Source organism: Bacillus sp. N6 (assembly GCF_052805735.1).
The window spans coordinates 4,253,319-4,270,748 of sequence record NZ_CM127843.1 but is presented as its reverse complement, the minus strand read 5'-3'; the positions used below and the strand labels follow the sequence as shown (position 1 = coordinate 4,270,748).

Annotated in this window: 20 protein-coding genes and 2 other annotated features; of the genes, 14 read left to right on the top strand and 6 right to left on the bottom strand. The window is 36.1% G+C overall.

The features are described from left to right. Positions 1 to 12 precede the first annotated feature (12 nt). The 8 genes from ACUXVC_RS22005 to ACUXVC_RS21970 all read left to right on the top strand — a co-directional run bounded on the left by ACUXVC_RS22005 (position 13) and on the right by ACUXVC_RS21970 (position 5,542). Positions 13 to 240 carry a YrhC family protein gene (locus ACUXVC_RS22005; protein WP_098126827.1) on the top strand — a complete coding sequence of 76 codons (228 nt, stop codon included), beginning with the start codon at positions 13 to 15 and terminating at the stop codon, positions 238 to 240. A 157-nt stretch (positions 241 to 397) separates the two neighbouring features. Further along, positions 398 to 1,345 (top strand): ABC transporter substrate-binding protein, encoded by a 948-nt coding sequence (locus ACUXVC_RS22000; RefSeq protein ID WP_095690187.1) that lies wholly within the window; start codon positions 398 to 400, stop codon positions 1,343 to 1,345. Between the two features lie 5 nt (positions 1,346 to 1,350). Beyond that, entirely contained in the window at positions 1,351 to 2,379 is a 1,029-nt protein-coding gene (locus ACUXVC_RS21995) for a FecCD family ABC transporter permease (protein WP_141240980.1), read from the top strand. Continuing rightward, complete coding sequence (locus tag ACUXVC_RS21990; protein ID WP_071729617.1) at positions 2,366 to 3,184, top strand: ABC transporter ATP-binding protein; 819 nt, start codon at positions 2,366 to 2,368, stop codon at positions 3,182 to 3,184. Before ACUXVC_RS21995 ends, ACUXVC_RS21990 begins: the two co-directional genes overlap by 14 nt. Beyond that, entirely contained in the window at positions 3,151 to 3,546 is a 396-nt protein-coding gene (locus ACUXVC_RS21985; protein WP_016080225.1) for an ankyrin repeat domain-containing protein, read from the top strand. The genes ACUXVC_RS21990 and ACUXVC_RS21985 overlap by 34 nt, the downstream gene beginning before the upstream one ends. Before the next feature lie 428 nt (positions 3,547 to 3,974). Continuing rightward, entirely contained in the window at positions 3,975 to 4,514 is a 540-nt protein-coding gene (locus ACUXVC_RS21980) for a GNAT family N-acetyltransferase (RefSeq protein ID WP_002024815.1), read from the top strand. A 70-nt stretch (positions 4,515 to 4,584) separates the two neighbouring features. Next, positions 4,585 to 5,043 carry a GNAT family N-acetyltransferase gene (locus ACUXVC_RS21975; protein ID WP_000276127.1) on the top strand — a complete coding sequence of 153 codons (459 nt, stop codon included), beginning with the start codon at positions 4,585 to 4,587 and terminating at the stop codon, positions 5,041 to 5,043. 121 nt (positions 5,044 to 5,164) lie between these two features. Beyond that, on the top strand, positions 5,165 to 5,542 hold the full coding sequence (locus ACUXVC_RS21970) for a MaoC/PaaZ C-terminal domain-containing protein (protein WP_000111564.1): 378 nt from the start codon (positions 5,165 to 5,167) through the stop codon (positions 5,540 to 5,542). Between the two features lie 38 nt (positions 5,543 to 5,580). Here ACUXVC_RS21970 and ACUXVC_RS21965 read toward each other — a convergent pair whose 3' ends face one another. Then, the gene (locus ACUXVC_RS21965) at positions 5,581 to 6,126 is read right to left on the bottom strand and encodes a helix-turn-helix domain-containing protein (RefSeq protein ID WP_001020693.1); all 546 of its coding nucleotides are present in this window, start codon (positions 6,124 to 6,126) and stop codon (positions 5,581 to 5,583) included. A 156-nt stretch (positions 6,127 to 6,282) separates the two neighbouring features. Here ACUXVC_RS21965 and ACUXVC_RS21960 point away from each other — a divergent pair, with 156 nt between their 5' ends. Together ACUXVC_RS21960 and ACUXVC_RS21955 are read left to right on the top strand one after the other, a co-directional pair. Then, positions 6,283 to 6,687, top strand: coding sequence for a DoxX family protein (locus ACUXVC_RS21960; RefSeq protein ID WP_001071553.1), 405 nt, complete (start codon positions 6,283 to 6,285; stop codon positions 6,685 to 6,687). Positions 6,688 to 6,709: 22 nt separating this feature from the next. Next, positions 6,710 to 7,567: a VOC family protein gene (locus ACUXVC_RS21955; protein WP_000009849.1), complete on the top strand. Its 858-nt coding sequence runs from the start codon at positions 6,710 to 6,712 to the stop codon at positions 7,565 to 7,567. 14 nt (positions 7,568 to 7,581) lie between these two features. Here the strand turns inward: ACUXVC_RS21955 and ACUXVC_RS21950 are convergent, their stop codons facing one another. The 3 genes from ACUXVC_RS21950 to ACUXVC_RS21940 form a co-directional block, all read right to left on the bottom strand. Beyond that, a complete protein-coding gene (locus tag ACUXVC_RS21950) occupies positions 7,582 to 7,896 on the bottom strand; it encodes a 4a-hydroxytetrahydrobiopterin dehydratase (RefSeq protein ID WP_000979537.1) in 315 nt (104 codons plus the stop codon). Continuing rightward, complete coding sequence (locus tag ACUXVC_RS21945) at positions 7,877 to 9,631, bottom strand: aromatic amino acid hydroxylase (protein ID WP_000163188.1); 1,755 nt, start codon at positions 9,629 to 9,631, stop codon at positions 7,877 to 7,879. Before ACUXVC_RS21945 ends, ACUXVC_RS21950 begins: the two co-directional genes overlap by 20 nt. Positions 9,632 to 9,794: 163 nt before the next feature. Further along, positions 9,795 to 10,022, bottom strand: a binding site (T-box leader). Positions 10,023 to 10,072: 50 nt separating this feature from the next. Continuing rightward, positions 10,073 to 10,301, bottom strand: a binding site (T-box leader). Between the two features lie 219 nt (positions 10,302 to 10,520). Further along, entirely contained in the window at positions 10,521 to 13,274 is a 2,754-nt protein-coding gene (locus ACUXVC_RS21940) for a S8 family serine peptidase (protein WP_340782654.1), read from the bottom strand. A gap of 227 nt (positions 13,275 to 13,501) precedes the next feature. On the opposite strand from ACUXVC_RS21940, the gene ACUXVC_RS21935 reads away from it, so the two are divergent. Continuing rightward, positions 13,502 to 14,740: a TolB family protein gene (locus ACUXVC_RS21935; protein WP_075718785.1), complete on the top strand. Its 1,239-nt coding sequence runs from the start codon at positions 13,502 to 13,504 to the stop codon at positions 14,738 to 14,740. Positions 14,741 to 14,779: 39 nt separating this feature from the next. Here ACUXVC_RS21935 and ACUXVC_RS21930 read toward each other — a convergent pair whose 3' ends face one another. Together ACUXVC_RS21930 and ACUXVC_RS21925 are read right to left on the bottom strand one after the other, a co-directional pair. Then, positions 14,780 to 14,902, bottom strand: a complete 123-nt coding sequence (locus tag ACUXVC_RS21930) for a DUF4023 domain-containing protein (protein WP_016512308.1) — start codon at positions 14,900 to 14,902, stop codon at positions 14,780 to 14,782. 69 nt (positions 14,903 to 14,971) lie between these two features. Beyond that, positions 14,972 to 15,310 (bottom strand): hypothetical protein, encoded by a 339-nt coding sequence (locus tag ACUXVC_RS21925; RefSeq protein WP_000871151.1) that lies wholly within the window; start codon positions 15,308 to 15,310, stop codon positions 14,972 to 14,974. 168 nt (positions 15,311 to 15,478) lie between these two features. Between ACUXVC_RS21925 and ACUXVC_RS21920 the strand changes: the two genes are divergently transcribed. The 3 genes from ACUXVC_RS21920 to ACUXVC_RS21910 all read left to right on the top strand — a co-directional run bounded on the left by ACUXVC_RS21920 (position 15,479) and on the right by ACUXVC_RS21910 (position 17,389). Further along, positions 15,479 to 16,081, top strand: coding sequence for a histidine phosphatase family protein (locus ACUXVC_RS21920; RefSeq protein ID WP_340782659.1), 603 nt, complete (start codon positions 15,479 to 15,481; stop codon positions 16,079 to 16,081). A gap of 18 nt (positions 16,082 to 16,099) precedes the next feature. Beyond that, a complete protein-coding gene (locus ACUXVC_RS21915) occupies positions 16,100 to 16,624 on the top strand; it encodes a delta-aminolevulinic acid dehydratase (protein WP_340782661.1) in 525 nt (174 codons plus the stop codon). A gap of 264 nt (positions 16,625 to 16,888) precedes the next feature. After that, a complete protein-coding gene (locus ACUXVC_RS21910) occupies positions 16,889 to 17,389 on the top strand; it encodes a DoxX family protein (RefSeq protein WP_000236608.1) in 501 nt (166 codons plus the stop codon). The last annotated feature ends 41 nt before the right edge of the window (positions 17,390 to 17,430 follow it).

Sequence of the window (17,430 nt, the reverse complement as noted above, 5' to 3'; positions counted from 1 at the left end):
AGTGAGAATATAATGAAAGAATTACAAGGGAAAATAGAAGATTATACTAGGTTTGGACAAATTCTTCTCGCTGTAAGTACATTGTTAATGGGTGGCTTGTTGATTCCGGATGGAGCAAAAGAGACAATCCAATTTTTTGTTATGATGGGGAGCATCGTTATATTTTTAAGTTTATCGTTCTTTTTCTTTCAGCGTGTGAAAGTGATGCGTGACCAGTTAGAGGAAAATGAATGTGAATAATATTGTTAACTAGAGCGCGGCGAAAAGAAAGAATCTTTTTGTCGCGCTTTTTGTTTTTTGTAGAAAAATGTATGCGTTTCATGTTGACAATGATAATCCTTATCAATTAAAGTAGAATAGTAGTTAATGATTATCATTATCAATTAGAGGTGAAGGAATGAAAAAATCTATTACGCTATTTACAGCGATTTTATCTATTTTTTTCTTGTTAATAGGTTGCAGTGCCAAAGGGGACGAAAAAGCGTCTGCAACCAAAATAGAAAAAGGAAAAGAAAAAATTGAAATTACCGACCTGTCAGGGAGAAAGGTAACATTCGATAAAGTACCAGAAAGTTTTGCAACATTAAGTATGGGAGACATGGATATTATTCATGCTTTAGGTGGAAAAGTAGTAGGTCGTCCGGATACGAAATTAACTCTTCCAGAGGAGTTAAAGAAAGCAAAAGTAATCGGGAATGCACATCAACCGAACTTTGAGCAAATTGCTAGTTTAAAGCCCGATGTACTTGTTGCTAACAATGGATTCCAAAAGAATGTGCCAACGGTTGAAGGACAGGGAACGAAAGTAATCATTTCTTCTGCGAATTCTGTACAAGATATTCAAAAGAATATTGAATTATATGGAATGGTAATGAAGAAAGAAGATAAAGCAAAAGAACTTAATCAAAAAATCAATGATCAAATGAAGAAATATGAGAAAAAGAGCGATGTGAAAGCATTGCTAGTGTATGGCGCACCAGGTACTTATTTAGCGGCATTACCAACATCTTTATCAGGTAATGTTTTAGAAAAAACAGGCGGGAAAAATATTGCTTCTGATTTTCCAGAAACGAAAGAATATCCGCAATATGCACAGCTAAGTGTAGAACGTATTATTGAGGCGAATCCAGATGTCATTTATTTAATTACACACGGAGATCCAAAAAGTGTGAAAAAAGCATTCGAAGGCGAAATGATGAAAAATGAAGCGTGGAAAAATTTAGATGCAGTAAAACAAAACCGCGTAGTTATTTTGCCACCTGATTTATTTGGATCTAATCCTGGGACAAAAGTTACAGAAGCAATGGACTTTATGTATAAAAGTATACAAGATGTAAGGAAATGATACGTATGGAAAGTAGTGAAGTAGTAAGAGAAAAGGAACATCCTTTTGCGAAAAAAAGATGGATAATAGCAGTTACTTTAGTTGTATTAACAATTCTAGGCCTCTTTTACGGACTTTTCGCAGGAAGTTTATCTTTTTCTGTACGAGACATTCTAACAGGTATACAAGATGAAGATTCGACAGTTCATCGAATTGTATGGGATCTTCGCATACCGAGAGTTCTCGTTGGGTTTATAGTAGGAACATGTTTAGCTGCATCTGGTACACTGCTGCAAGGGGTTATGAGAAACCCTCTTGCAGATCCTGGTATTATCGGGGTTTCATCTGGAGCAGGCCTTGTAGCAATTGTCATCATGATTTTATTCCCACAGCATCTAGCTTTTTTACCACTAGGGGCGTTTTTAGGAGCTTTCATAACAGCGATGGTTATTTATGCTTTATCATGGCAAAAAGGGGCACCACCTTCAAGAATCGTCTTAGTAGGAGTGTCAATCAATGCATTAATTGGTGCAGCAACGTCAGCTTTAATGTTATTACATAGTGACAAAGTACAATCCGTGTTACCGTGGCTAGCGGGCGGCATTGGTGGTGTAAGTTGGGCACATTTAAACATGATTATTTATTATGCAATATTCGCCATTATATTAGCTTTCTTTGGTATTAAGCATATTCGAGTGTTAATGCTTGGAGATGAAATGGCAAAACTATTAGGACATAATGTGGAAAAAAGTCGGTTTTATTTAATCGTAGTAAGTACATTATTAGCTGGAATTGCGGTAAGTGTGTCTGGTCTTATTGGATTTGTCGGTCTTGTCGTACCACATATGCTACGTTTATTAGTTGGAAATGATTATAGATATTTGCTACCTTTATCATGCCTTGGCGGCGGGGTATTACTTGTTTTTGCAGATGCAATAGCTCGAAGTTGGTTTGACCCAATCGAATTGCCTGTTGGTATTTTACTGTCCTTCTTAGGTGGTCCTTTCTTCTTATATTTAATTCATAGAGGAGGAAAACAACGTGATTTCCGTTAACAAAGTGTTTTATGCACACTCTGAAAGATTTCAAATGCAAAATATGAATGTACATATTAAGGCTGGAGAAATCGTTAGTTTAATTGGTCCGAATGGATCGGGAAAATCTACTTTGCTTCGTTTAATAGCAAGGCTACTGAAACAAAGCGAAGGGGACATCATTTTAGATGGGAAAAATATTCATATAATGAAGAGTGCTGATGTAGCGAAGCAATTAGCGATGTTACCACAAATGCATGATCATCAATTAGATTTGACAGTGAAAGAACTAATTGAGTTCGGAAGAGGTCCACATAAATCATGGAGTAGCCGCTTAAATAAAGAAGATGAAGAAATTGTTGATTGGGCATTGTCTGTTACAAATCTTGAAGGGTATGAATATCGTCTTTTACATTCTTTATCAGGAGGGGAACGGCAACGTGCTTGGATTGCGATGACGCTAGCGCAACGTACAAATGTCTTATTATTGGATGAACCAACAACCTTTTTAGATATCGTTCACCAGTTGGAAGTAATGGAACTTGTGAAACGATTAAATGAGGAGTTTGGAATGACAATTATAATGGTTTTACATGACATTAACCAAGCTGCTCAATATAGCGATCGTTTACTCGTATTAAAGCGAGGAAAGATTCAGTATGATGGTATACCAGAAGAAGTACTATGCCATGAAATGTTTCAACATGTATTTGGCATAGATGTAGATATTTTTCAAGGAAATGACAAACCGTTTTTTACACCGAAACGAATTTCTAGAAGGGGAGAAGAGCGATGCAAACAGAAGAGCGTATTACCACTGAATTAGTAAGAGAATTTGTTATGGCAGCTCACGGGGATTTAGAGAAAGTACAAGAGCTATTAGCTGAATCGCCAAGCTTACTTCACGCCTCTTATAATTGGGGTGGATCAGATTGGGAAAGTGCGTTAGGCGCATCGGCACATGTAGGTCGTAAAGATATTGCTCTTTATTTACTAGAAAAGGGTGCTCGGATGGATATTTTTGCAGCAGCTATGCTTGGTGAATTAGAAGTTGTACAAGCTATTTTAGTAGCTCAACCAGAAGCATTGCGTGCATCTGGCCCTCATGGTATTTCTCTTCTTCAACATGCACGAATGGGTGGAGAGAAATCTAAGCGTGTATATGATTATTTAGCAATACTATCTTAATGAACGAAGGAAGTTCTTATGTGCGGTAAACTTTTCACTTGAAACAATTGGAAAGTTTACCGCCCGTTAGAACGGGATAAGTATCTAGTATATTTGAAAATCCTACACCCCCCTCAATTGTAGTTTTCTTTATGCTAGTTATGATATGGATGCAGTGGACAATATTTGTCTACTGCTTTTTTTAGTTATTAAGAATGAATATTCTGTATTTTATTGTTGGTTCATTTATCCCGCTATTTTCCAGGCAGTAAGACTCCCGCCTAAAAATTCGGCTAAAGCAAAGAAGTTAGACGGGAGATACACTGCCCGTAAACGCCTGGTTGGTGAAGGCTAATAATCAGTGGGGATGAACAAAATTTCCCACTGATTAAAGTTTCACTTTATAATGAATAGTAACATTTCGTATACACACAAAACGTGATCGTGAAATGAAGAAAAAATTAGTGGAAAGGAGTGCCAGCATGTTTCATACAGAACGTTTACAAATTCGCAAATATACAATGGATGATTTACAGTTCTACGCTTCACTGTGGGGGAACGAGAAGGTAATGCGTTATATTGGAAATGGGACGTTAAAAACATATATGCAGTGTAAAAAAAGTCTGGAGGAATGGGTGATTCCTAGCTATAAAAACGGTCTCGGTTTATTTGTATTGATTGAAAAGGAAACGGGAACAAGAATTGGTCATGCAGGGCTGGTAAAGCAGAAGATAGATGGAAAAGAGGAAATTGAAATTGGTTATTGGTTACTTCCTCAGTATTGGGGAAAAGGGTATGCAAAAGAAGCGGCGGCAGCATTTCGTGACTATGGTTTCCAAGCATTACGAATGAATAAATTAATTTCTCTTATTAATCCGAATCATCCCGCCTCAATATTTGTTGCTAGAAAAACCGGGCTCAGCTATGAGAAAACAACGTCATTTCATGGAATCGATGTTCTAGTTTATTCTATTAAGCGTGTTGGATGAAAAAATTACTTTTTTAAAGGTAAATTGCATTTTTTGAAGAATGGTATATGAAAATAAAGGGAGGGGTTACATGTACATTTATCATAATGGACTTATTATTCGTGAGGGAACGAGTAGCGTACCAGCATATGCAATTAAAGCTTTGTTTGAAGATGCTGGTTGGAGTAATGATAATATCCCTTCTTGGCAAATTGAAAAATTTACGATAGCATTCGAAAATTCAACATGGGCTTTCACAATTTGGGATGAGGAAGAGATGGTTGCGATGGTTAGAGTCATTTCTGATGGAATTATGATTGCGAACATAGTAAATTTAGTTGTGAAGTGTGAATATAGAGGGAAGGGATTAGGTAAGAAGCTTGTAGCTCTTTGCCTGCAAAAACTTCCCCACGGTGATTGGTTTGCGCATACATCAGCGAACAATTTTGATTTTTATAGAAGTTGTGGGTTTGAAGTTAGAGAGCTATCGAGAAATGGAACATGTGCGTATTATGGATACCAAGTCGCGAAAAGAGATGGTCACCGATAAATGAATGGAAAGTAAAAAAGTATAGCGAGGTAATTTTGAGACTTTTGATAATAGAGAATGGATTGAGGCTCGTTTTATGATAAAATAAAAGAAAATTCTGTTTATTATTAGGGGGATAAAAATGAGTGTAAAAGCTGGGGATGTATTTAAATATGAAAGAAGATTTACTGAGGAAGAAGTTTTTGAATTTGCAAATATTACCGGTGATAAAGGTAGACACCATGTGGAATACGATGAAAATGGAAGATTAATGGTTCATGGTTTATTGACTGCTAGCATTGGGACGAAAGTGGGAGAAGAGTTACATTACATAGCAAGAGAATTAGTAAGTGAGTTTATTAGACCAGTTTTCACAGGAGATACGATCACTTGTGAACTAACTTTAACAAATGTTGAGCAAATGGAAGGCTATAAAAAAGTTTCAATCGAGTCAGTTTATCGCAATCAGCATGAAAAGACTGTACTAGTTGGGACAAGTTATGGAATTATAAGGGGATAAAAAAGAAGCCTGTTTAACAGGCTTCTTTTTTTTATTATTTAATAAACACGTTTTCGATTTTCCGCATAACTAGAGATGAGTAATAATGCAGTTTCTTCTCCTATATTACGAACAATATGAGGAACGCATGCATTCCATGAGAAAGAATCACCTTCTTCTACAATTGCAATATCTTCACCGTGCTGAACTTCTAGTTTTCCGCGTAATACAAGGTGACATTCTTCCCCTTCATGGGCATTTGGTGAGTTTTCTTTCGGGAATCCAGTTGGGATTTCTACTAAAGATAGGCGAAGGCCCCCTTGCTCCGCAACATGTTCAATTCTTTGCTCATCTTTGCCGTATACACTGTATTTCCGTTCTTCTTTTTTGACAATTTTTAATCGATCTTTTTGCTCTAACAATAAATAGGGAAGGGGAACGTTTAAAAAATTGGAGATCGTTTCTAAAGTTGAGATAGATGGTGATGTTTTATTATTTTCAACCTGACTCATAAATCCTTTAGAAAGACCTGTTCCCTCGCAAATTTGTGCAATTGTTATGCCTCTACGTTGACGAATTTCACGTATTGCAGAACCAATATTCATAAAATCAAGCTCCTTTTTGTAAACAACTATTTGTATCATAGCAAAAAAAATATATTTTTTCCCAGTGAAAATGAATTGACGAATAAAAAAAATTAGTGTATGTTTTGTAATGTGAATAAAAGTTTTGTATAAGAAAACTATAAAGGAGAGAATGAAATGAATCAACATATTGGTAACTTAATTATTCGTATCGTGTTAGGGGTAACATTCTTCATGCACGGTTTAACAAAATTCCAATCAGGAATTGACAATATTGCAGGATGGTTTACAAGTATTGGTTTACCAGGAGGACTTGCATACGGTGTAGCAACGTTTGAATTAGTTGGAGGTCTATTATTAATTCTAGGTTTAGGTGTAAGATATATTGGATTATTATTTGCACTTGTTATGGTTGGAGCAATCGTAAAAGTGAAATGGTCAGCTGGTTTATTGGGAGATGGAAAAAATCCTGGTTTCGAATTAGAACTTGCATTATTAGCAATGGGTGCATACTTATTTGTTGCAAAAGCTGATGGTTTTGTAGATAATTTCTTAAAAGAAAAAATGTCAAAAAAGAACTAATTTAAATGGGGGGGCTAACAAGATGAGTTTTCAACTTCATCCCGATACAACACTTGATGTTGTTCATTTATACGTATCTAATGTAAAGAAATCACTAGAGTTTTATACGGAAGTACTAAGTATGAAGGTGCTAAGAGAAGAAGAAGCAGTCGTTACATTTGGGAATGAAAATGATGAACCACTTCTTATCATTGAAGAAAAGAAAGAAGCTTTTCCGAAGCAAAGAGGAAGAACAGGGTTATATCATTATGCAATTTTATTACCAAGTAGACAGGATTTAGCGAATGTTCTTCGTCATCTTGTAGAGATGGTATATCCACTACATGGCGGAGCCGATCATTACTTTAGTGAAGCTCTTTATTTAGCTGATCCAGATGGAAACGGGATTGAAATTTATCATGATCGACAAAAAGAAGTTTGGCGTGATGAGAATGGAGAACTCCCATTTGTTAGTAACCCGTTAGCTGGTGAAGAATTATTACAGCAAGGAAGTACATGGAATGGCTTTCCAGCTGGTACTGTGATGGGGCATATTCATTTTCATGTAGCTGATTTAGAGGAAGCGAAACGTTTCTATGTTGATGGTCTTGGTTTTGAAGTAACGATTCCATCTCGTAATGGAGCATTGTTCGTATCTGCAGGTGGTTATCATCACCATATCGGTTTAAATACATGGCAAGGTGAAGGGGTACCACCGCAAATGCCAGGTTCTGTTGGTTTGAAATATTTCACAGTTGTACTAGCGAATGAAAAACAAAAAGAGCAAGTATGTGAAAGCTTAAAAAATATTGGCAAGATTGCTACGTACAAAGATGGAATATTACAAGTCGAGGATCCATTTGGACATTGTATCCATTTCAAAATAAAAGGAGAAGCCTAAAAAGGCTTCTCCTTTTATTTTCTTATAATTGCTTTTTCGTTTTGTAAAAATAGTTCATCAAATTGTTTTGCAAGCTCAAAATCTAGTTTCGTTAAACCTTTTGCATTCCAAGATGACAAAGTAATAATAACTGCTTTATACTGGATAAGGATAAATGGATGGTGATTATGTTCTTCTGATAGTTTGGCGGCTTCAGAGACAAATTCGACTCCTTTTAAGTAGTCGGAAAACATATATTTTCGTTCAATCCATTTCTCATCTTTTACCATCCATTTATCTACCTTCAATAATTCTTCGTGAACTTCTTCTTCAGTTAATCTTAGCATCATTTTTCACATCCTTTACTGGAAGTAACGCAAGACCATTGTTAATAAGGCGTGTTACAGCTTCGTCAGTTGTGAAAGTAGAAAGTTGATGTAGTAATGCTGCCGATGTTTCATGCCCTTTGTTATGCTCTAAAAGTAACTCTAATACTTCAAGGCGCAGCAACCATTCTTTCGCATAAAATTTATTTAATACTTCTTGAATTGCTACTAATTGATCGATATGCGCGTCGTGTAAAATCCCCTCACTTCGAATATCTCGAACTGTTTGATACATACGTTCAAGTTCATTCAGTACAAGTGGAGCAGGAATTTCGTGAACTTCTTCATCCATTGGGAAAAATGCTGCGGCATCTGCGGCACCTGGGAATACTGAAGTGATTTGTGAGCCAACAGCCATATCAAATGCGCCCCATGAAGCATCAAATAAAACGCGGGCGTTATAAGTAACTGTGCAATCGATAAAGGAAATAAGAGCAATTTTCTTATCGTTTTTTACAATATCTGTTACTGTTCCTTTTACATGAATACCACTTGCAAAAGTAAACTCAGCGATAGTTCCAATTGTAATTCCTAATGATTGTAGTTGTTCGTCTGTACAATTTTCTAATGCAATATTTTCAGTGAGTAATCCAATCGGTGTTCCAAATCCGTCACTGTGTACAGAAGTAGAATGATTTGCTAACTGTTTATTATGAAGCGCTAATGCCGTTGGCGAATTTGTTCGCATGTAAATTAATTCACCTGCATCGTTTTCAATTGTCTCGCTAAATGTACCTGTAATTTGTAATCCACTATTTAGCTCAGCTGTTGCATAGTTCTCAGAGCGAATTGCTTTTTCTAAACCTTCTTTTCCACCTGTTTTAAAGGCCATTGTTTTAGAAAATGTTTCAAGCGCATCTGTTAATTCTTCAAAGGATTCACAAACAAATAGTTGTGGTTGCATTTTTGTTACGTCATAAGTTGTCCCTATACATGCTTCGATAGAAAATGGAACCTTTTCTACAGCGTCTGTTAAGCAATGTTTGCTTTCGCCAACAGAAGAAAGGAGACCAGCACCATATATCTTTGGATCATCTATATTTCCGATCAATCCATATTCTACTGTCCACCAGAAAAGACGTGAAATTTGTTCAGCTTCTGATAAACCAGAAACTAAGTTTTGTTTTTCAATTACAGCATTTTCAGCAGCCTTAACTTCATCAGGAGTAGAAGTAGGGCTTTCTTTCACTATCGTTAATGTACGAACAGCTTCAAATGCATCATGTTCTTCTTTTGTAGAGAAAGCTTTTGCACCAATTTGCCCAAAACGTTTCACATATTTTGCATATGTAGGATCAAGTAAAATCGGTGCGTGTCCTGCGGCTTCGTGTACGATATCTGGAGCTGGTGTGTACTCGATATTTTCTACTTTCCGAATATCTGTTGCGATCGGTAGTAATCCGTGTCCTTGAAAATCGAAGAATGCTACGCCGGGAATAAGTCCGTCAATCGTTACAGCGCCCCAGCCACTTGGTGCCAAACACTCATTCATTTCTTCTACTTTTGGAATTGCATCTATATTAATACCAGATGATTGTAGTCCGTTCACATAGGCTGGATGAGCAACGTCTTTTAAGAAGCTATGATTTTGTCTCATAATGTAACGCCACACAGCGTGATTCACCGGTGTGTATTGATCATAATGTTGTGTGGATACGAATGGTTTTAAATGCGATGGAATTTCTGTTTTCTTTGTCATTTAGACATCCTCCTTTTTTTCTATAAAATTGAATATCGATTTCGTATAGCTTGTATCACCTCCCTTCATTATTTGTAAGCGCTTATAAAATTTTATCATAAGATTCGGAATTATTTAACATCTGTTTCTGTGAGAAATAGAAAAAGCCCCTATCGGAAAATCCGATAGGGGCGAAAGAATCGCGGTACCACCCTATTTGTAAGTGAAAATATACTTACATCTCAATTAATGATAACGGAAAAATTCCGTCTTTTCCTTCATGCATAAAAGCACTACGAAAAAGAAGCTCCAGAATTGTAATTCATACTTATATATGTGCTAATTTCCACCGACCATTAGCTCTCTGTAACAGGGATATAAGATACTACTGCGATTCTTTCAACGCGTATATATGAAATTGTGTAAGAGGATGGACGCAAAAAAGTCCCTATCGGAAAATCCGATAGGGACGATAAAAATCGCGGTACCACCCTATTTGTAAACAACTAATTGTTTACCACTCACTTTACGATAACGGAAAGATCCGTCTTTCTCTTCATGCATAAAAAGCATTACGGGAAAGAAGCTCCAGAATTGTAATTCACGCTTGTATATGTACTGATTCGCACCAACCATCAGTTCTCTGAGACAGTGATATAAGTCGCTACTAGTATTCCTTCAAAGCCGATATATAATTCGTTCAACTAAACTATGTTTTGTATTATAAAACTATATTAAAAAAATTGTCAACAAAAATTTTTATCCCGTGTTAATGAGCAGTAAAATTCCTACCTCAAAATTCGGTTGGAGCAAAGAAGTGAGATGGGAGATTAACTGCCCGTAACTCCCGATTGGTGAAGGGTAATAATCAGTGGGGATGAACGAAATCTCTACTGATTGAAGTTTCACTTTATTTCACTTCTAAATTAACAGTTAAATTAGAGGTATTGCCAGCTGCATCAGTTGCTACAATGTGAATAGTATTTTTTCCTTCTTGTAATTGAGTACGATCGAAATAAATGTCATAGCTTTTCTCCCAAGGGTTCAGGAATGCCTGGTCCCATACACCATTTCCGTTAATTTCATATTGCATTCTCACTGGAATACCAGGTGCTATCCAACCAGATTCTGACATCCAATCTAGTAGAATATCATCAACTTTTCCTCTAATTACGAGATTTTCTTGGTCAACTTTGTATGTTAACTTAGGTGCAGTTCGATCAAGAAATACAGCAGCTGTTTGTTTTGTTTCTCCGCCAGAATTAGAAGCAACTGCTTCGATTTGATATAGCCCGTCAGCTAAAGGAGTTCCATCGGTTTTTGTACCATTCCATTTGAAAGGTTTGTATCCAGGAGTTGCATTTTTAGCTTGATGGATAATCCCTTGATACGTTACACGTTCTTTCGTAACTAAATTTGCATGCAATGTTACATCATCCACAGGCGCAACTAAATAGTAGTTGATGAGATTATCATCTAGTACGTGGTCGCCATTTGGGCTAAAAGTAGAATTAATAATTTCAAGTCCATCGATACGTTTATAATCTTTAGGATCGATACTAAATGTGAATGGAATTCGAATTTCTTCTTTTGCCCCTTGTTCTTTTACATATACATTTCCAGTATACACACCTTGTGGTAGTGAGCTATCTACAGTGATAGTAAATGGTTTTTCGGTACTACTATTCGGTTGAATGCTAATCGATGAAGGGACAGAAGCTTTTAATTTTGTGTTTGTGTTTGCATCTAGTAACTCCACACGAGTTACAAAACTTTTCTTTTTACTAGAAAGGTTTTGTAATGTAACATTTTGCGTCAGTTTTACTTTTCCGCTATTTGGCTTAATAAGACCAAAGCTGACATTGTTAGGTTTTACTAATACATTTGTTTGAGCTGCTTTCGGAATGTTAATTAAACCTGATCCTTGTGCCATAACAGGGTATGTATTTTCATTGACATCATGTAATGTTTTTGCATTGTTAGCAAGAGCCGCTTTCAATTGTTCTGTCGTCCAATCAGGATGCATTTGACGCAAGAGGGCAACCGCTCCAGCTACTTGCGGAGCAGCCATACTTGTTCCGTTATGCGATTCATAGCCGCCTCGCGGTACTGTACTAGTAATTTGTACTCCAGGTGCAACAACATCAGGCTTTATTAGCCAACTTCCTTGTGATGGTCCTCTTGAACTAAAGTTACCGATAAGTTCTGTTTGCTTTGGTTGTCCAATTTTTATATTTTTCTTTCGTTTTGTAATTAAAGTTTTTAATTCTTCCCCATTTGTATTTGATAATTGCATTACTGGGACAGCTAGATGTTCACGTGAAAAATATTCCGGCATCATATTAATTTCTTTTTCGCTAGAGATTAATAACACACCAAGTGCCCCAGCTTGCTTCGCTTGTTCTGCTTTTACTAATGTACTAGAAGTACCTTGTAAAATAAGTGCGAATTTCCCTTTCACATCTTGTTTTGCATAATCACTTGGATTGCCATAGCCAACGTATACAAGAGGGGAATCATTTCCTATTGGAAAATCGGATTTTGATAACGGTAACCCTTGATATGTTTTGCTGGAACCAGCTACTTGGAATGTTGGAAACGGGATAGAAACCGTAGATGCTCCAACAGAAATGACACTACTTGCGTTACCGGGAGCATCAACAGACCAAGGTTTTGGTCCGTCATTTCCATTTGAAACGACAGTAGTAACACCAAGTTTCGCTGCTCGTTCTAACGTTAATGTTACAGGCTGATCAGGTACATTTAAATCCTGCCCAAGGGAGAGGTTTAACACATCCGCACCATCTTGAATCGCTCGCTCAATCCCTTGGATAATATCATCTGTTGTACCAGTTCCACCGTCATTCATTACACGATAGGCTAGAATAGAAGCGTTTGGAGCAACGCCTTTAATTTTTCCATTACCCGCAATAATTCCAGCTACATGAGTACCATGTACGTTACCATCCATTGGATCGCTATCTTCATCAACCGTGTCATATCCACCGATATAATTTGCCTTTAAGTCAGGGTGTGTATAGTCTACGCCAGAGTCGATAATGGCTACTTTCATGCCTTTTCCATCAAGCGGTTTGCCAGATGGATCTTTTAAATTCCACGCTTCAGGTGCACCAATTGTCGGTCCACCGATATTTGGTGCTTCTTCGTTAGTAGTACTTTTTGATGTTTCATGCAATTTATATGTTAAGTTCGGATAGACTGCTTTTACTTCAGGTAAAGAGGCAAGAGAGGTAATTTGATCTCCAGGAACTGAAATAGAGAATCCGGAAAATAACGTATTATACACTTCTTTAATTTTTGCACCAGGTGCTTTTTCTTTTATTTTCTTAGTCGTATCTTCTTGTGCTTTTTTTAGCTCAGCATGATAAGACTGCGCATTACTATTTTGTAAATCTGGAGCATGCTGAATATTACTTTGAGCAGCGAGAGGTGCATGTTGCAATTCTACAATTACTGATATTTCTTTTGTTGTTTTCGTTTCAACATTTTGAGCAATTTTATGTTCTCCCCACTGTTCAATCGTTGTTTTTAATTGTGGACTAAATTGCTTCTCCTTTTGTAGTGATTCAGCATGAGCGCTTAAAGCTCCAAAACTAGAAAAGACAAGCGCCATGCTTAATAGTGTAGATGTAGTTTTTTTCATTGATACTCCCCCTAATAAAAGTGCCAATATTCAGAAATGTAATCTTACATTTTAGTTAGAACTTATAAATATAAATGTTGGCTAAACTATACTTTCGACATAATTCATACCAATCCTCTATGAATTGAAAATTTCTTGGGGAATTTTTTCTGATTATGTCGAATCGATATTTTTCACATATTGTAGGAAGAAAGTGAGGAATGCTATGAGGGAAATGGAGTGATGGTATGAAAAGGCTAATAGTAAGTGGTAGTGTAGTGTTGTTTATGTTTTTATGTTCTATCGCTATTACTAGCGCAGAAAATAATAGTGTGAAAGTTGCTTTTATTCGTCATCATAACCTTTGGATTAAAGTTGATGGGAAAGAAAAACAACTTACAAAAGGAGAGAACATAACAGGGCCAAAGTGGTCACATGATGGAGAATGGCTGGCATATGTAAAAGGGGAGAAACAAAATATTCTTGAGTTATATCGGCTGAAAGATGGAAAGAAAGTTACGCCGTTTCACTCAGAAGCATCGAATTATCAATGGTCACCAACAGAAAATATAATTGCATTTATATTTACAGGTACATTGAATACATTTGATGTAGAAAAAAAGAATGCAGATTTTGAAAATGTATCGGCTGGTGTGGGTGATTATGCATGGTATCCTGATGGAAAGAACTTTCTTGTATCCTCTGAAGCGCACTTACTTCCAACAGGATGGACAGGGGCTCAGCTATATGAAGTGCAAAAAGATGCACATATGAATCCTCACAAAATGAAGCATTTGTATGCATTGCCAAATGAACATGATGATTTTCTAGCGCTAGTAGCAAGTGGCTTTAAGTGGTCACCAGATCAAAAGTGGATTTCATTTTTAGCGGTACCGACAGCTTCATGGTCAGCTGATAGTAATACGCTTTGCTTAGTTCGAGCAGATGGTAGTCGGTTTGAAATAGTAGATCAAATGCTATTAAATACAGAATGGTTCAAATGGGCGCCATCAAAAAACATATTGGCTTATATTGAAGGAAGCGGGAGAGTTGCATTAGAGAATAAACATTTAAAAATAAAAGAACTGCCAGTACTCCAGCAGCAAACATTTACGCCGAAAGGATATGTGGATTGGGATTTTACATGGAAGAACAATAATGTAATTATCGTTTCACGAGCAAAAGAGGGAGGGTTTGAAACTCTGCCAGAAAAAAGGCCATTCCCATCTTTATATGAGATAAATAGCACAAGCGATAAACAATATCAAATTACAAAGTCATCTAATAAGCAAGGCGATTATCATCCAATTTTCATGAAGAAGAGCAATCAATTAATATGGATACGTTCAGATCGTAAGAAAGCTGATATATGGATAGCTCATAGTGATGGAAAACATGAAAAGAAGTGGATTGAAAATGTAGATGTACCAGAGTGGCATTATGAGAAATGGAATTGGGAAAATGTTATCTCGGTGAAAGAAGAATAAAAAACTGCCTAAAAGATTGTTTTAGGCAGTTTTTTACTGTTATTTATGTGTTTTATTTGGCTTTTTTTTCGCTGGGTTTCCGTTCCCTTGGCGCTTTCTATTTCGTTCATCTTTTGCTTGTTTTTCATGTAGTGTATCTAAAAATTCATTCGAGTTACTCATGTTTATATCTCTCCTTTCATTTTGTCATGATTACTATAACCATTTAGGAGGATAATCATGAGTTAGAAGTTAGGCACTTAATTTTCTTCGATAATGTAAGTAAAATATTCCATACATAACAAATAGCATGAGTAAAACTTGTAACTCTACATTTGCCTTTAAAATAGCTGCGATAGGGTCTGGTAAGTACGGTGAGTTATCATTTGTGCTTAAACCTAACCATTTATTTAAGAGGCTAATGGTACAAAACATAAAAACACCGGACCAGCTTGCCGTAATTGCTTTTTGTTTAATTTTTGTTTCACGTTCATCATCTGTAATCCAAGGATTAGCAGTTTTATCACTACTAAAGAAGCCGTTTATATATCCCCATACAATCATTCCAATAAAGACAATTATCCATTTCATATATGTAATTCTCCTTTCGGTGTAAAAAGTATTTTACATGTAATATTGTAATATTTTACAAACTTTCGTGTCAAACCTTTTTTACATATCGGTTTTTATACAGCAGGAATAAAGAATGCAATAGGGAAGAAATATGTGTGAGGATTTTATAGTAAGAGGAGACTGAATATGAAAATCGTTTTTGTTCGGCATGGTGAAGGTAAACATACAACGGATTTACCAGAAAGTTTACAAGTGTTTGACCCACCATTGACGAGAGTAGGAAAGGCTCAAGCTAAATTACTTCAACGTGATGTATCATTACAAGAAGCGGATATATTAATTGTTAGTCCTACACTTAGAACTTTACAAACGGCGACAATATGGAGTGCGAAAGTAGCTTGTCAAAAAATAGTCCATCCATATGTATCTCCGCGTATTTTTCCTTATCGAGAAGGAGCGAAAACATTACCGTGCGATTATATAGTAGATCAGGGAATGATAACAAAGTTATTTCCGCATTTTTCGATAGAGAAAAGCTCAAATAATCAGTTATGGAAGGAAGGTATAAACACTATTTCAGAGAATAGTTTTCAGCAAATAGCAGATGAATTTCTTCTTTGGTGTTATGAACTGGGTGCGGAAAGAATTTGCATTGTATCTCACGATGGAACAATTACAGCATATAGGCAATATTTACAGAAAGTCGTTTTAACTAGATCAGATTTTTTGAAAGAAACAGGTATATATGAAATGGATTTATCCCATAAAAGTCTGATTGATAAGGGCTGATTATAGGATGGAGGTTGTTTGTTGAATATTGCATTAGTAGTTGGTTTTAATTCGGATTTAGAGGCGCAATCAATACGAGCATCTCTTGAGTATTTTGGTGCAAGGGTTGTGACATATTGGATTGGTAGACCGAAAGATTTTGTGGAAGTTCTTTCTGGAAAGAACTTATTTAACGATATTAATTATATTATTTTTTGCTTTCATGGTGAAGAAGGGAAGTTTGTCATGGAAGAGTTAGGCGAAGAAGTATATGAACAAGATGAACCGAGAGGGTATTTTGGTAAAGCAGAAATTTATAAATATGCAAAATTGCATAATACACATATTGTAAATAGCGGGTGCACATTAGGGGAGCAAAAACTTGCAAAATCTTTTTTACATAGTGGTGCAAAATCATATATTGGATCGATTGATTATGTAGATGGAAATGCAGCACTTATGTTTACTATACGCTTATTTTATGGGGTTATTAACCATGGGAAAACGTTAGAAGAAGCGAGTTTAATTGATGAGGAGACACATACATTTCGATTCTATAATTAGTATGAAACACGTTTATTCTATATTCGAATAAACGTGTTTCACATTTAACTCACAATTTTTTTACATTTTTTTTAATGAAAATGATTATCACCTGTGGTATGATATGTTCAAGTTTTTACAGGTAATAAAAGTTACTATATAAACGTTAGTTTTTAATGTTTCATACACATGTCATGAATTATTCATAATTAACGTTTGAAAAATAAGTAACTAATGTTATTATATTAACTGTAACTAACTTAATTACAACTTTAGGAGGAAGATATGGTTATTCAATTTTTAAGAGAAAACAAAGCAGTTTCTTTTGTATTAGCAGTAATTCGAGTATATCTTGGTTACACATGGTTAATGGCTGGAATCGGTAAACTACAAGGAAAAGGATTCGATGCAACAGGTTATTTGCAAGGCGCAATTGAAAAATCTAAAGGTGCACAACCGGCTGTTCAATCTTGGTGGGCATCATTCTTACAAGAATTTGCAATTCCAAATGTAGATTTGTTTAATACGCTTGTAACATGGGGAGAAATTTTAGTCGGAATTGGTTTAATTGTAGGCTGTTTAACAAAAACAGCGGTCTTTTTTGGTCTTGTAATGAACTTTTCCTATATGTTTAGTGGGTCAATTGGTGTGAACCCTGAGATGGTTATCTTATCTATGTTTGTTCTTGTTGCCGGTATGAACGCTGGGAAATTTGGAATGGATGGCTTTGTTATCCCGAAAGTATTAGGATCAAAAACTCAAAAACGCCAAAAGCAAGCTGCTTAATATATGAAAACGGGTATCTCAAAATGAGATACCCGTTTATG

Bases quoted from the DNA above. Each gene is read 5' to 3' on its own strand.
- ACUXVC_RS22005 (WP_098126827.1), top strand. From the start codon at position 13: ATGAAAGAATTACAAGGGAAAATAGAAGATTATACTAGGTTTGGACAA.
- ACUXVC_RS22000 (WP_095690187.1), top strand. From the start codon at position 398: ATGAAAAAATCTATTACGCTATTTACAGCGATTTTATCTATTTTTTTC.
- ACUXVC_RS21995 (WP_141240980.1), top strand. From the start codon at position 1,351: ATGGAAAGTAGTGAAGTAGTAAGAGAAAAGGAACATCCTTTTGCGAAA.
- ACUXVC_RS21985 (WP_016080225.1), top strand. From the start codon at position 3,151: ATGCAAACAGAAGAGCGTATTACCACTGAATTAGTAAGAGAATTTGTT.
- ACUXVC_RS21980 (WP_002024815.1), top strand. From the start codon at position 3,975: ATGAAGAAAAAATTAGTGGAAAGGAGTGCCAGCATGTTTCATACAGAA.
- ACUXVC_RS21975 (WP_000276127.1), top strand. From the start codon at position 4,585: ATGTACATTTATCATAATGGACTTATTATTCGTGAGGGAACGAGTAGC.
- ACUXVC_RS21970 (WP_000111564.1), top strand. From the start codon at position 5,165: ATGAGTGTAAAAGCTGGGGATGTATTTAAATATGAAAGAAGATTTACT.
- ACUXVC_RS21965 (WP_001020693.1), bottom strand. From the start codon at position 6,126: ATGAATATTGGTTCTGCAATACGTGAAATTCGTCAACGTAGAGGCATA.
- ACUXVC_RS21960 (WP_001071553.1), top strand. From the start codon at position 6,283: ATGAATCAACATATTGGTAACTTAATTATTCGTATCGTGTTAGGGGTA.
- ACUXVC_RS21955 (WP_000009849.1), top strand. From the start codon at position 6,710: ATGAGTTTTCAACTTCATCCCGATACAACACTTGATGTTGTTCATTTA.
- ACUXVC_RS21950 (WP_000979537.1), bottom strand. From the start codon at position 7,896: ATGATGCTAAGATTAACTGAAGAAGAAGTTCACGAAGAATTATTGAAG.
- ACUXVC_RS21945 (WP_000163188.1), bottom strand. From the start codon at position 9,631: ATGACAAAGAAAACAGAAATTCCATCGCATTTAAAACCATTCGTATCC.
- ACUXVC_RS21940 (WP_340782654.1), bottom strand. From the start codon at position 13,274: ATGAAAAAAACTACATCTACACTATTAAGCATGGCGCTTGTCTTTTCT.
- ACUXVC_RS21935 (WP_075718785.1), top strand. From the start codon at position 13,502: ATGAAAAGGCTAATAGTAAGTGGTAGTGTAGTGTTGTTTATGTTTTTA.
- ACUXVC_RS21930 (WP_016512308.1), bottom strand. From the start codon at position 14,902: ATGAGTAACTCGAATGAATTTTTAGATACACTACATGAAAAACAAGCA.
- ACUXVC_RS21925 (WP_000871151.1), bottom strand. From the start codon at position 15,310: ATGAAATGGATAATTGTCTTTATTGGAATGATTGTATGGGGATATATA.
- ACUXVC_RS21920 (WP_340782659.1), top strand. From the start codon at position 15,479: ATGAAAATCGTTTTTGTTCGGCATGGTGAAGGTAAACATACAACGGAT.
- ACUXVC_RS21910 (WP_000236608.1), top strand. From the start codon at position 16,889: ATGGTTATTCAATTTTTAAGAGAAAACAAAGCAGTTTCTTTTGTATTA.